Consider the following 13,615-nt stretch of genomic DNA (forward strand, 5'->3'; position numbering starts at 1 on the left):
CGGAACGGCCGCTCTATAGCCCGGGCGGCGGGGTTTGGCAAGGGTTTAGCAGGTGATCGCCGCCGCTTTCCGCCGTTTTTGCGACGCGTCAGGCCTCGATCGCGTCGATCACCCCCGGCGTGATCTTGAGCGCGGCCTTGAGCGCCGGCGTGATCGAGACCGGCTTGGGCAGATCCAGGCGCACGACCTGGCGCTCCCCCTCGAGGTCGATATCCAGCTCCAGGGTAATGCGGCCGCGGCCCTCGGGTTCCCGTTCGATCAGCCGGCGGATCAGCGCCAGCGCCCGCTCCTCCGCCACCTGAATGGTCAGACGGGCGGAGGACGAGGCTGCGACATCGTCGAGCGAGCGAACGTTCTGAGCCGTCAGCCGGACGGTGTCCTCACGCCATTCGCCGCTCGCCTCGATCAGCAGCGGCACACCGGGCTCCAGCAGATCGCGGGCCTGGGACAGGGTTTCCGAGAACAGGGTCACCTCGAACACCCCGGTCGGATCCGAGAGCTGCGCGAAGGCGAACCGGCTGCCCTTGGCCGACCGGCGTTCCTGCTTGGCGATCAGCGTGCCCGCGAGCTTGAGGCCGGCTGCCCCTTCCCGCTCCAGCTTGGCCGCCAGATCGCCGGCCCTGACCACCCCCAGCCGGTCCATGACCTTGTCATAGGCGTCGAGCGGATGGGCCGAGAGATAGAAGCCCACCGCCTCCAGCTCCCGCTTCAGCTGCTCCATCGGCATCCACGGGTCGACCGAGGGCATGGGCGGCTTGGGCACGGCCTCGCCGCCCGGCCCGCCGAACAGGCTGACCTGGTTGCTCTCCCGTTCCTCCTGGGCGGCCTGGCCGTAGCGCAGCACCATGTCGATGGCGTTCATCACCTGCGCCCGATTGGCGTTCAGACGATCGAAAGCACCGGCCTTGGTCAGGCTTTCCATCATGCGCTTGTTGATGACCTTGGTGCCGAGCCGGGCCGAGAGGTCGAAGAGATCGGCATAAGGCCCGCCCTTACGACGCTCGGCCACGAGTTCCTCCATGGCCTGCGGGCCGACCTGTTTCAGGGCGCCCAGCGCATAGAGGATCTCGCCCTTGGGTGCGCTCTTCGTCCGGCGCACCGAGAACACCGCGTCCGACTGGTTCACGTCCGGCGGCACCACGCCGATTTTGAGCCGGTTCAGCTCCTGGCGAAAACCGGCCAGCTTGTCGGTGTTGTGCATATCGAGCGTCATGGAGGCGGCCATGAACTCGACCGGCCAGTTGGCCTTGAGGTAGGCGGTCTGATAGGCGACCAGCGCGTAGGCCGCGGCATGCGACTTGTTGAAGCCATAACCTGCAAACTTGGCGATCTGGTCAAAGATCAGGCCGGCGGTCTCCTTGTCGACCCCGTTGGCGACGGCACCCTTGGTGAAGCTCTCACGCTGGGCGTCCATCTCCTCCTTGATCTTCTTGCCCATCGCCCGGCGCAACAGATCGGCCTGGCCCAGGCTGTAGCCCGCCAGCACCTGGGCCGCCTGCATCACCTGCTCCTGATAGATCATGATCCCGTAGGTTTCCTCCAGGATCGGCTTGAGCATGGGATGGAGGTATTCGGCCTCTTCCGAGCCGTGCTTGACCGCAATGTAGCGCGGAATGTTATCCATGGGGCCCGGGCGGTAGAGCGCCACCACCGCGATGATGTCTTCGAACTTATCGGGGCGCATCTTGCGCAGCACGTCACGCATGCCCGAGCTTTCCAGCTGGAACACGCCGACGCCTTCGCCGCGGGCCAACATCTCGAAGCTCTTCCGGTCGTCCAGCGGCACGCGGTTGATGTCGAAATCGGGCTCGACCTGCCGGATCAGCCGCTCGGCGGTGGTGATCACGGTGAGGGTCTTCAGTCCCAGGAAGTCGAACTTGATCAGCCCGGTCTGCTCGACATACTTCATCGAAAACTGGGTGACCGGCATGTCGGAGCGCGGATCGCGATAGAGCGGCACCAGCTCGTCGAGCGGCCTGTCGCCGATCACCACGCCGGCCGCATGGGTCGAGGCGTGTCGATAAAGGCCTTCGAGCTTGAGCGCGATGCTGATCAGCCGCGCGACCTGTTCATCCTCGTCCCGCGCCCGCTGCAGCGCCGGTTCGCCGTCGATCGCCTCCTGCAGGGTGACCGGGTTGGCCGGGTTGTTCGGGACCAGCTTGCAGATCTTGTCGGTCTGACCGAAGGGCATGCCCAGCACGCGGCCCACATCGCGCAGCACCGCGCGGGCCTGGAGCTTACCGAAGGTGATGATCTGGGCGACGCGGTCGAAGCCATAGAGTTCGCGGACGTGCTGGATCACCTCGTCGCGGCGGTCCTGACAGAAGTCGACGTCGAAATCCGGCATCGACACGCGTTCCGGGTTCAGGAAGCGCTCGAACAGCAGGCCAAACCGCAACGGGTCGAGATCGGTGATGGTCAGCGACCAGGCCACCACCGAGCCCGCGCCGGAACCGCGGCCGGGCCCGACCGGAATGCCGTGAGCCTTCGCCCACTGGATGAACTCGGCCACGATCAGGAAGTAGCCGGGAAAACCCATCTTCACGATCACGTCGAGTTCGTAGTCCAGCCGCTCCCGATAGGGTATCGCAACGGCCTCGCGCGCCGCCTCGTCCATGGCGGGCGTGTAAACCGCCGTCTCAAGGCGGCGCTCCAGCCCTTCTTTCGAAAGGCGGCGGAGTTCGTCCTCCTCCCGCGCATTCGGATCGCGGGTGGATTTGGGCAGGATCGGCTTGCGGAAGGGCGCCTTGGCCGCGCAGCGCTGCGCGATCACCAGCGTGTTGTCGACCGCTTCAGGCAGATCCGCGAACAGCGCCCGCATCTCGGCCGCCGATTTGAAATAGTGATGGGGCGTCAGGCGGCGGCGGTTGGTATCCTCGATATGCCGACCTTCCGCGATGCACAGCAGCGCATCATGGGCCTCGTACATCGCCTCGGTGGTAAAGAAGACGTCATTCGTCGCCACCAGCGGCAGATCGAGATCATAGGCGATCTCGACCAGCCCCGGCTCGCTGTCCGCCTCGGCGTCGGGCGGCGTCTCCCCCGGGGCGCAATGGCGCATCAGCTCAATATAGAACCGGCCGGGAAAGATCGCTGCCAGACGCTCGGCCTGCGCCCGCGCCTCGTCGTCCCGCCCCTCCAGGATGCGGGCGCCCACCGGGCCATTGGGGCCGCCCGACAGACAGATGATGTCGGACGAAAACTCTGCCAGAACCTGTTCGGAAACCTGGGGAGTTTCGCCGGTCGGCGTCTCCATGAACGCCCGGCTGACGATCCGGCCGAGATTGTCGTAGCCGGCCCCGGTCTGGGCCAGCAGCACCAGCGGCTCGGGTTCCGGCCGGCGGCCGAAGCGGTCCTCGCCGGCAGCACGGGTCAGCCGGATGATCATGCCCAGGATCGGCTGGATGCCTTCCTTGGGCAGGGTGGAGGAAATCTCCATCGCGCCGAACAGATTGCCGGTGTCGGTCACCGCCACCGCCGGCATCTTCTGCGCTTTGACCAGCTTGACCAGATCCTTGGTCTTCACCGCCCCCTCGGACAGCGAATAGGCGGTATGGACGCGAAGATGGACGAAATCGGCGTGCGACACAGGTCTGGGCGCTCCATCGCTCGGGGCGGGGACGATCCCGGAAATCTGGACCAAATCCCCGCCCGGAGCAACCTTGGGCACACCCCTCGCCGACGGTCAGTTCAGTCGGGTCGAGAGATGCGCCACGATGCCATCGGTCGCAGGCGTCGGCCCCTTGCACTGCTGGCAGGTCTCGATCAGACGGTAGTCAGCGCGATAGTCATCGTCGGCGAACCAGTGGGTCAGTGCCCGCAACGTGCGCGCACGGTAGTCCTCCTGCTCGGCGCCCAGGGTGGCGAGCGGGGCGTGATGGATGTAGGTACCAAACAGGTCCTCGCACATCCCGATATACCAGCGGGTATCGAGAATAGCACGGTGCCAGTACTCATCTGCCTCCACCCCCGGTGCGTGATAGCTGTCGGGGTCAAGGAACATGAGCGCAAGGAACTGCTTGAGCTTCATCTCGGCCCAGCGGCACTTCTCGGCCGACCAGCCGAACTTCGCCGCGCACATGTCGTTGACGCGCGAGAAGTCGTAAGCCTCGAGCCGGTCCAGAACGGCAATCAGCCGATCATTCAAGGGATCACGATGCAGATTCAAAGGAAGGGTCATCGGAAGTCTCCTGCGAAAACGTCGCAGGCCCGGCCGCGGACCTTATGGCCGGCCGCGCGGCAGAGCCATCCGGAAAGGAAGAAGGCGGTGTCGGAACGTCTCATAGAAAGCCTGCAGCGCGATCCGAGCCCGTATGATCCGCATCTCGCTGCAGCTCAAAAAATTCTATCCTGAGTTCATATTCCAGGCAATAAACCTCGCATTTGATTCAGTTTGAGTTCATTTGGTCAGAAAATCGAGCCGCGCATCGGCTCGGTTTGGCGTGATCTTCACGATCTCGGCTGTGACCACGCCCTGTGCCACGAATGGATCAGCGGTCACCCGCCTTTCGACGTCCTCCTCGGAGAGGCCATGGATAAACACTGTGCCGCCCTGTCCGGCAGCAAGGCTGCCGGCGAGCAGAAACCGCCCCTCGGCGAAGCCCTCATCAAGCCAGGCCTTGTGGCCGGCCAAAACCCCGGCGGCCTTTCCACGATCGATGAACTTCAGCAGCACTACGAACATAGTCAGTCATCTCCCTGGATTGCCGTGCCCGGTCAGTGTGCGGACACACCATCGGCAAACCTATGGAAGATACTGAACACCCCGACGAAAGAAGCTTTCAGGCAGACCTGCCATCGAGTACGGGGGCGAGGGTCCGAAGGGCGCGCGCCAGCGCATCGGCCGCGCTGCGGATGCGTGGCACCCGGGCCATCTCGGGATGAACCAGAAGCCAGAGACCGAGCGAGAGCCCCGTCAGAGGCTCCGATACCCTGACCAGCCCCGGGATGGCTGCGCCGATAAAGCAGGGCAGCACTCCGAATCCGATACCCGATCGGACCGCCTGTGCCGCGCCCGGCAGGGTATTGGCGCGAAAGCGGATCCGGGATTCGGGGATACGCGCCGCGACCCAGCGGCCAGGGCCGGTGCAGGCAAGCCCCGCGTCATAGCCGATCCAGGGCCGGTCGGCAGGGTTGCCGTCCATCCACTTCCGTGCCAGTTCGGCATCGGCGTGGACCGCCATCGCCACCGTGCCCACCCGCCGCCCCTTGAGCACCGGATCCGGGGCTTCGGTGACGCGCAGTGCGATATCGGCGGCACGTCCTGCCAGAGAAACGACCTCGTTCGACACCACCAGTTCCACGGTGACGTCCGGCAGTTCCCGGCAGAGGCTGGCCAGCACGCCCGGCAGCAGGTACTCGGCCACGGCATCCGGAGCCGTCAGCCGGACGACGCCACCAGGGGCATCATCCCTGCCGCGGATGCGGCTCTCCAGACCCTGGATATCATCCCGCAGACGGATGGCCAGATCGCGCATCTCCTCCCCGGCCGCGGTCAGTCGCCAACGGGGCGACGTGCGGTCAAACAGTCGCACGCCCAATCCGGCTTCGATCTGCCGCAGGCGCCGGGAGAGGGTCGGATGACTGATCCTGAGGGTTACCGCCGCCGCGGTCACGGTGCCCTGCTCGGCGACGACCAGTACCAGGCGCAGATCATCCCAATTGAGGCCAGAGACTTGCGACATAATCTGAACCCGTGCCTGGAGCTGCCGGAGAGCGGTGCCGGGACCGCCCTCCAGCTATAGCCCGGCGCAGATCAGACGGCAAACACCCCCGGCCGGTCCTGACGCCAGGGCTGGAGCCCTTCCAGATCCCGCCCCAGCTGCAGCAGGATGTCCTCGCGACCCATGCCGGCTGCGAGCTGGATCGGCAACGGCATGCCGTCATGCATACCCGCAGGAAGTGCCATCGCCGGCAGCCCGGTCATGTTGAACGGCGCGGTGAAGGGGACGGTGTCGAACAACCGGTCATACCAGCCCCGCGCATCGAGATCGGGATCATTCTGATCAAGATAGCCAAGCGGAACCGGGATATCCTTCAGAACCGGCATCAGAATGGCATCATAAGTGCCGAAGAAGGCGCCGAAACTCCGCGACACCGTGTTCATGACCATAAAGGCCTGCTCGACATCCAGTGCCGTGAGCTTCGCCCCTGCCTGCGCACAGGCCATGGTCACCGCTTCAACGGTGTCCGGCCCGGGCTGCAGGTTCAGCATCTCGGCCATACCGTAAACCCCCGCGGCGAGGAACGACATCCAGGCGGTAAAATTCGCCCGGTGGAAGGCGGCCACATCGTAATCCGGCGCCGCCTCTTCGACGACATGCCCTTCCGCTTCCAGCAGTTTCGCAGTCCGGACCAGCGCCGCATCGATATGAGGCGCCGCTGCCGGCGACCCCGGCCACCGCCGTGCCAGGGCGATGCGCAGCTTTGGCGTCGGTTTGCGGATGGCCTCGGCATAGGGCACGGCTGGCGGCGGGATATCGGTCATTGCCCCGGGATCGGCCCCTGCGACCGCATCGAGCAGGGTGGCGGCGTCGCGCATGCTTCGCGTCACCGCAAACTCGTTGGCCATGCCCAGCAGCGGCAGACCGTAATAGGGCCCGAACGGTATGCGCCCGCGCGAGGGCTTGAGACCCACCAGCCCGCAGGCCGCAGCCGGAATCCGAATCGAGCCGCCGCCGTCATTGGCATGGGCGAGCGGCACGACGCCCGCCGCAACCGCAGCAGCCGAGCCACCAGACGACCCGCCGGGGGAGCGCTCCAGATTCCACGGATTGCGGGTCGGTCCGTAGAGTATGGCCTCCGTCGTGGCGTTGAAGCCGAATTCGGGCGTTGCGGTGATCCCCAGCGTGTTCAACCCCGCCCGCCTGAAACGGGCAAAGAGTTCCGAATCGACCGGAGGCACGAACTGCCCCTGGCCCAGCATCCGCGAACCCATCATTTCCGGATGGCCGCCGACCGCCAGGACCAGATCCTTCACCAGGAAGGGCACACCGGCAAAAGGACCGGACGGGTCACCCGAGACCGGCGCGTCGAAACGGCGAACCACCGCATTGATCCGGCCGTTCACTGCCTCGATCGCCTGATTGGCGCATTCGGTCAGCTCGGCGGCGCTCACTTCGCCTGCCGCGACCAGACCGGCAAGGCCGGTCGCATCCTCGGCAACGTAATCCTTCAGATCCATCCCTCGTCTCCCTGTTTTGTATGGCGGGACCCGAGGATTTTCGGCCCATCCGTGGCCGGCCTCCAGGATGCAGATGGATCACATCGACCCGAGCACCGTCACCAGAGCGGCACGGGAATTGATCCCCAGCTTGTCGTAGATCCGGCGGGTCTGATTGCGGATGGTGACGGGTGACAGCCCGAGTTGCCGGGCAACTTCCTTGTGGCCCTGGCCGCGGGCCAGCAGGGCGGCAATCTCAGCCTCGCGGGGGGAGAGCCGGTCCACAGGCGCCACCCGGCGCAGCACCAGCCGCACCAGTCCGGCCCCTGCCCCATCGACCTCGGCCATCAGTCCGAGTGCCGGAACCTCCTGTCGCCCCGGGTGTCCGAGGATCTCGCGGAGCGGTGTCGGCAGCCACGGCACGGCTGCGAGACCCAGCCGTGCCAGATGTCGCCAGCCGAAAATGCACAGCCCCGCCGGGGTGACATGCAGGTGCACGCTATCGGCATCGTTCGGCGCTTCTGCACGGCCACGAACCATGCGGTCGAGGGTTGTAACCGCACCGTAGAGGAAATCCTGCTCGTCCTCATGCCAGGATCTCCCGTCCCCACCACCGCGATAACAGGCGAGGAAGAGCGAGGCGGGCTGTCCCGGCCGGAACGACATCGCACCCGCCGCGGCATCGAGGTCGTAGCGCCCCGACATCCGTATCAGCCCGGGCGTCTGTTCGAGCTGCCGCCTGCGATAGGTGGCAACCCGGTCGGGCGCACGGCGGATCTGGCCCAGCATCAGATCGTCATGACGCATCGCCCGCCAGTCGTCGAAGAATGGACCGGTGATGTTGAAGGTGCGCGAGGCCGCGATCTCCACCCGCCCGCCATCCCACGCGGAAAAGCCGTACCAGGCGGAATCGAAACCCAGCACGCCCGCCAGCCGTCCGATCGCCAGATCGAGCGCATCCGCCGGCGAGGCTTCAGCGAGGAAGCCGTCGACGTCTTCGAGCCAAGCCGAGAAGCTGCGGATGCCCATGGTCATGGGGGAAGCGTCCCCTTGAAGCGAGACGACATGCAGACCGTCCGCCGATGTTGACACGGCCCGAGGCATCCGGCAACGACGCCATCCCACTGCCCCACAACGGAAAGCCGGCAGCCCCCGAGGGGACTGCCGGCTTTTCGCAAAGGCATACCCGATGCACGGGGCCGCAGATCCCGGAAGGATCGCAGCCCCGGCGCGGATCAGCGCTTCGAGAACTGGAAGCTGCGGCGGGCCTTGGCCTTACCGTACTTCTTACGCTCGACGACGCGGCTGTCGCGGGTCAGGAAGCCTTCCTTCTTCAGCGGCTTGCGCAGGGTCGGCTCGTAGAGGGTGAGCGCCTTGCTGATGCCGTGACGCACGGCACCCGCCTGACCCGACAGGCCGCCGCCGACCACGGTCGCAACGATGTCGAAATTGTCGACGACATTGGCCACGGTGAAGGGCTGACGGATGACCATCATCAGAACCGGACGCTTGAAATAGGCGTCGGCGTCCTGGCCGTTGACGGTAATCTTGCCCGAACCCGGCTTCACCCAGACGCGAGCGATCGCGTTCTTGCGCTTGCCGGTGGCGTAGGAGCGGCCCTGCGCATCGCGGACCGGCTCGGGGAGCTGCTCGTCTGCGATCAGACCGGCGGCCTGGGCCATGTCCTTCAGCGCGCCGAGGCCCTGGGCCTGAACGTTGGTTTCGGTCATAGCTCGATTACCCCACGTTCTTGCGGTTCAGGGCGGCGACGTCCAGCGGCTCCGGGGTCTGGGCCGCATGCGGATGCTCGGGGCCGGCATAGACGTGCAGCTTGCGCATCACATCGCGGCCGAGGGGGCCACGGGGGACCATGCGGCGCACGGCGGCCTCGATCACGCGCTCAGGGTAGCGGCCGTCGAGGATCTTGTCCGCGGTCCGCTCCTTGATGCCGCCCGGATGGCCGGTGTGCCAGTAGTAGGTCTTCTGGACGCGCTTGCGGCCGGTGAGCACCACCTTTTCGGCATTGACGATCACGATGTGATCGCCGCAATCCATATGGGGGGTGAACATCGGCTTGTGCTTGCCGCGCAGACGGTTGGCAACAAGGGCGGCAAGACGGCCGAGCACGAGCCCGTCAGCGTCGATCACCGTCCACTTGTGCTCAAGGTCTGCCAGCTTGGCGGTATAGGTCTTCATGAGCCTTGGCACCGAGATGGGTTCTTGAAACTGGAGGCGGAGTATGCCACGGAACCCGCGGCCGTCAATGGCGAAGAAGCGCCTTATATCAATAGCTTATAAAATCGGTATCATAATACCACAAACGCTGAGCCAGGAGAACCGGGGCTTCCCGGCCGTTTGTTGTACGCCAGAAGGTCCGGCAGGGCTTGGACGGTCGCGCCGGCCGGCGTTATGATGCGCACGAAAGCATACAGCATCCCCCGAAAGCGCGCGCAGCATGACGCCCGCGAATACAGATTGAGTAAGGGAGGGACACCGCGCCATGACTGATCAGTCGCCGACGAGGACCGCCGAGGCTGCCCCTATCCGGCTTGAGGTGGAGGCCGATGGCGTCGCCGTGCTCACTCTCACCCGTTCCGCTCAGCGCAATGCACTCTCGCTCGGCATGATGACCGCGATCGAAGCCGCGCTGGAACAGATCGCCGCCGATGCCGCCGCCCGGGTGGTGGTGCTGCGCGCGGAAGGCCCGGCCTTCTGCGCCGGCCACGATCTGAAAGAAATGCGGGCGTCACCGGATCGCGCCTCATACGAAGCGCTCTTCGCCCAGTGCAGCCGGATGATGACCCGGATCGTGCGCCTGCCCAAGCCGGTGATCGCCGAAGTCTCGGGCATCGCCACGGCGGCAGGCTGCCAGCTGGTGGCGAGCTGCGACCTGGCGGTTGCCGCCACCACCGCCCGCTTCGCGACCCCCGGGGTCAATCTCGGCCTGTTTTGCTCGACGCCGATGGTGGCGCTCTCACGCGCGGTCGGCCGCAAGCACGCGATGGAGATGCTGCTGCTGGGCCAGATGGCCGATGCCGAGACGGCGTACCGCTTCGGCCTGGTCAACCGCGTGGTCGCCCCCGAAGAGCTGTCGGACACCGTGATGGGCATGGCGCGGATCATCGCGTCCAAGTCGCCGCTGACGCTTAAGATCGGCAAGGAGGCCTTCTACGCGCAGGTCGAGATGCCGCTCGACGACGCCTATGCCTATGCCTCCCGGGTGATGACCGAAAACATGATGGCCCGCGATGCCGAAGAGGGCATCGACGCCTTCATCAACAAGCGCCAGCCCGTCTGGCAGGGGTGCTGATCCGATGACCGGGACCCGTGCGGTCGTCCATGACCGCTATCCGGATGCCTATATCCGCGACATCCTGCGCAACACCCGCGTCATCGCCATGGTCGGCGCCAGCCCGAACTGGAACCGGCCAAGCTATTTCGCCATGAAGTATCTGCAGGAAAAGGGCTATCGGGTGATCCCGGTCAACCCCGTCGCCGCCGGCCAGACCATTCTGGGTGAACCCGTCTACGCGACGCTGGACGAGCTGCCGGTGGTCCCCGATATGGTGGACATCTTCCGCAATTCCGAAGCCGCAGGGCCGATCACCGACGATGCCATCCGCATGGGCGCGAAGACGGTGTGGATGCAGCTGGGCGTGCGCAACGACGCGGCAGCCGCCCGCGCCGAAGCGGCCGGGCTGAACGTGGTGATGAACCGCTGCCCGAAGATCGAATACGGCCGCTTGTCCGGAGAGCTGGGCTGGAGCGGCGTGAACACCGGCGTGATCAGCGCCAAGCGCATGGGGCCGCCCCGATGACCGATCAGACGACGAAGCCGGATGCCGCCAGCGGCGCCGGCGGCTTCGGCTTTTCAACCCTCGCCGTCCATGCCGGCAACCGGCCGGAGCCCCATACCGGCGCGCGGGTGACGCCGATCTATCAGACCTCGTCCTTCGTGTTCGACAGCGTCGACCACGCCGCGTCTTTGTTCAACCTGCAGACCTTCGGCAACATTTATTCGCGCCTGGGCAATCCCAGCGTTTCGGCGCTGGAGGAACGGGTGGCGGCACTCGAAGGCGGCCGCGGCGCCACCGCCTGCGCCAGCGGCCATGCCGCACAGTTCCTGGCACTGGCCAGCCTGATGGAGGCAGGCGACGATCTGGTCGCCTCGCGCTTCCTCTATGGCGGCTCGTACACGCAGTTCAGCCAGAGCTTCAAGCGCTTCGGCTGGGGTTGCAGCTTCGTCGACGCCCGCGACCCCGACGAAGTCGCCAGGGCGATCGGGCCGCGCACCAAGGCAGTGTTCGTCGAAAGCCAGTCCAACCCTTCGGGCGTGCTCACCGACATCGCCGCCCTCGCCGATGTCGCCCATGCCCACGGCCTGCCGCTGATCGTCGACAACACCATTCCCAGCCCCTATCTCTGCCGGCCCTTCGATCTGGGCGCCGATCTCGTCACCCATTCGCTGACCAAGTTTCTGGGCGGCCACGGCAATTCGCTGGGCGGGGCGATCGTGGAAAGCGGCCGTTTCGGCTGGAAGGCGTCCGGCAAGTTCCCGTCGCTGTCCGAGCCCAATCCCGGCTATCACGGCCTGCGGTTTGAAGAGACCTTCGGCGACTTTGCCTTTACCGTCCATGCCCATGCCGTGGCGCTGCGGGATTTCGGCCCGACGCTCTCGCCCTTCAACGCCTTCATGATCATGACCGGAATCGAGACCCTGCCGCTGCGCATGGACCGCCATGTCGCGAATGCCAAGACGGTCGCGGCGTGGCTGGAAGCCCATCCCAAGGTCGCCTGGGTCTCGTATGCCGGTCTGCCATCCAGCCCGCAATACGATCTGGGGTGCCGGCAGATGCCCCGCGGCGTCGCCCCGGTCTTCACCTTCGGTCTGAAGGGCGGCTATGAAGCCGGTATCCGGCTGGTGGAAAGCGTGGAACTGTTCAGCCATCTCGCCAATGTCGGCGACACCCGGTCCCTGATCCTGCACCCGGCCTCGACCACCCATCGCCAGCTGTCACCCGAAGACCGGACGAAGAGCGGCGCCGGTGACGATGTCATCCGGATTTCGATCGGCATCGAGACGGTCGACGACCTGATCGCAGATCTCGACCAGGCTTTCGCGCAGATCTGACCACACAAGTCCCCCGACCCGAGGCTTCCATTCCGTTCATGGCTCCGTCGCATTTCCCCGGGGCAGGTCCTGCCCTGCCCGCCCTTGCATCCGTCGACCGGCTGATCTTTCTGCGCCATGGCCGCACGGCCTTCAATGCCGAGGGCCGCGTCGCCGGCCAGAGCGACATCCCGCTCGACGAAACCGGCCGCGCGGAGGCCTGGGCGGCCATCGAACCGGTCCGCGCCCTCGGCCCCGATGCCATCGCCGCAAGCCCGATGCAGCGGGCACGGAGCACCGCGGCGATCATCGCCGAAGGGTTGGGCATGACCGATGTGGTGCAGCTGGTCCCGGGCCTGCGCGAACGGAACTGGGGCATGTATGAAGGTGCGCCACTCGGCGACCGGCCCCCCTACGAAGAAACGCCGCCCGGGGGCGAACCCTGGGCAGCGTTCCTGGATAGAACGGCGCATGCCCTTGCAGGGGCATTACGCATGATGGGCAGCCCGCGCCGCCCGCTGATCGTCGCTCACTCGGGCACGTCGCTCGCCCTCTCGAAGCTGCTCGGCGCACCGATGCCGGTCGAGAAGGCGCAGAACGCCGTGCCGCTGGTGTTCCAGCGCGCCCGCGACGGGTCGTGGCGCTGCTGGATCCCGGGGAGCTGACGGCGCGGGTGCGCAGCAGCCGTCAGGCGGCAACCGCCTGCGGCACCAGACGGGCGATCTCGGCCTCGGCCGCCGCGATCGCCTTGGCGCGTGCCTCGGGGCCCATGCCGATGCCCTCGGCACGAACGATCTCGACATCGGTGATGCCGATGAAGCTGAAGACCGCCTTCAGCCAGCTCTCCTGATGCTCGAAGGCTGCCATCGCCGGGTTCGAGGAATAGACGCCGCCACGGCTCGACACCACGATCACCTTGCGACCACCGGCCAAGCCTTCGGCACCATTCGGGCCGTATCGGAAGGTGCGGCCGGCGCGGGCCAGACGATCGATCCAGGCCTTGAGCTGGCTCGGCACCGAGAAATTGTACATCGGCGCGCCGACCACCACGACGTCCGCCGACAGGAACTCGTCGAGCACCGCCTCGGCCAGCGCCAGCTCATCCTGCTGGACCGGCGTCAGATCCTCGGTCTTGCCGGCACGGACCACCGGCATGCGCTCCGCCGACAGATGCGGCAGCTCGTGGGCCGCCAGATCGCGGGTCACGACTTCGAGGCCCGGCATGGCCTCGGCGATGGCCGTGGTGATGGTCTCGACCAGCTGGCGGCTGACCGACGCGCCTTCCGTGGCGCTGGACTGGATCTGGAGCAGCTTCATGGAGCATATCCCTGAGTGATAGTTGA

General features: G+C 66.1%; 13 protein-coding genes. 4 read left to right on the top strand and 9 right to left on the bottom strand.

Annotated elements, in window-relative coordinates; genetic code table 11:
* Window positions 1–88: 88 nt before the first annotated feature.
* The 8 genes from dnaE to rplM all read right to left on the bottom strand — a co-directional run bounded on the left by dnaE (window position 89) and on the right by rplM (window position 9,358).
* Window positions 89–3,589, bottom strand: coding sequence for a DNA polymerase III subunit alpha (dnaE, locus tag TMO_RS08960; RefSeq protein ID WP_014745300.1), 3,501 nt, complete (start codon window positions 3,587–3,589; stop codon window positions 89–91).
* A gap of 96 nt (window positions 3,590–3,685) precedes the next feature.
* Entirely contained in the window at window positions 3,686–4,180 is a 495-nt protein-coding gene (locus TMO_RS29280; RefSeq protein WP_014745301.1) for a hypothetical protein, read from the bottom strand.
* A 219-nt stretch (window positions 4,181–4,399) separates the two neighbouring features.
* Window positions 4,400–4,684: a YciI family protein gene (locus tag TMO_RS08970; protein WP_014745302.1), complete on the bottom strand. Its 285-nt coding sequence runs from the start codon at window positions 4,682–4,684 to the stop codon at window positions 4,400–4,402.
* A 97-nt stretch (window positions 4,685–4,781) separates the two neighbouring features.
* A complete protein-coding gene (locus tag TMO_RS08975) occupies window positions 4,782–5,684 on the bottom strand; it encodes a LysR family transcriptional regulator (protein WP_014745303.1) in 903 nt (300 codons plus the stop codon).
* A 71-nt stretch (window positions 5,685–5,755) separates the two neighbouring features.
* Window positions 5,756–7,183 carry an amidase gene (locus tag TMO_RS08980; RefSeq protein ID WP_014745304.1) on the bottom strand — a complete coding sequence of 476 codons (1,428 nt, stop codon included), beginning with the start codon at window positions 7,181–7,183 and terminating at the stop codon, window positions 5,756–5,758.
* A 78-nt stretch (window positions 7,184–7,261) separates the two neighbouring features.
* Window positions 7,262–8,197 (bottom strand): helix-turn-helix transcriptional regulator, encoded by a 936-nt coding sequence (locus TMO_RS08985; RefSeq protein WP_041604887.1) that lies wholly within the window; start codon window positions 8,195–8,197, stop codon window positions 7,262–7,264.
* A 200-nt stretch (window positions 8,198–8,397) separates the two neighbouring features.
* Window positions 8,398–8,844, bottom strand: coding sequence for a 30S ribosomal protein S9 (rpsI, locus tag TMO_RS08990; protein WP_145978220.1), 447 nt, complete (start codon window positions 8,842–8,844; stop codon window positions 8,398–8,400).
* Between the two features lie 55 nt (window positions 8,845–8,899).
* Entirely contained in the window at window positions 8,900–9,358 is a 459-nt protein-coding gene (gene rplM, locus TMO_RS08995; RefSeq protein ID WP_014745307.1) for a 50S ribosomal protein L13, read from the bottom strand.
* Between the two features lie 304 nt (window positions 9,359–9,662).
* Here rplM and TMO_RS09000 point away from each other — a divergent pair, with 304 nt between their 5' ends.
* Genes TMO_RS09000 through TMO_RS09015 form a run of 4 tightly spaced genes read left to right on the top strand, consistent with a single transcriptional unit; the run spans window position 9,663 to window position 12,937 of the window.
* Window positions 9,663–10,472 carry an enoyl-CoA hydratase gene (locus TMO_RS09000; protein WP_014745308.1) on the top strand — a complete coding sequence of 270 codons (810 nt, stop codon included), beginning with the start codon at window positions 9,663–9,665 and terminating at the stop codon, window positions 10,470–10,472.
* Between the two features lie 4 nt (window positions 10,473–10,476).
* Window positions 10,477–10,980, top strand: coding sequence for a CoA-binding protein (locus TMO_RS09005; protein ID WP_014745309.1), 504 nt, complete (start codon window positions 10,477–10,479; stop codon window positions 10,978–10,980).
* Entirely contained in the window at window positions 10,977–12,293 is a 1,317-nt protein-coding gene (locus TMO_RS09010) for an O-acetylhomoserine aminocarboxypropyltransferase (protein ID WP_014745310.1), read from the top strand. The genes TMO_RS09005 and TMO_RS09010 overlap by 4 nt, the downstream gene beginning before the upstream one ends.
* 38 nt (window positions 12,294–12,331) lie before the next feature.
* Window positions 12,332–12,937, top strand: a complete 606-nt coding sequence (locus TMO_RS09015) for a histidine phosphatase family protein (protein WP_014745311.1) — start codon at window positions 12,332–12,334, stop codon at window positions 12,935–12,937.
* A gap of 22 nt (window positions 12,938–12,959) precedes the next feature.
* On the opposite strand, the gene TMO_RS09020 is transcribed toward TMO_RS09015, so the two are convergent.
* Window positions 12,960–13,589, bottom strand: a complete 630-nt coding sequence (locus TMO_RS09020; RefSeq protein ID WP_014745312.1) for an FMN-dependent NADH-azoreductase — start codon at window positions 13,587–13,589, stop codon at window positions 12,960–12,962.
* Window positions 13,590–13,615: the final 26 nt, after the last annotated feature.

It is taken from the genome of Tistrella mobilis KA081020-065, assembly GCF_000264455.2.
GTDB lineage: Bacteria > Pseudomonadota > Alphaproteobacteria > Tistrellales > Tistrellaceae > Tistrella > Tistrella mobilis.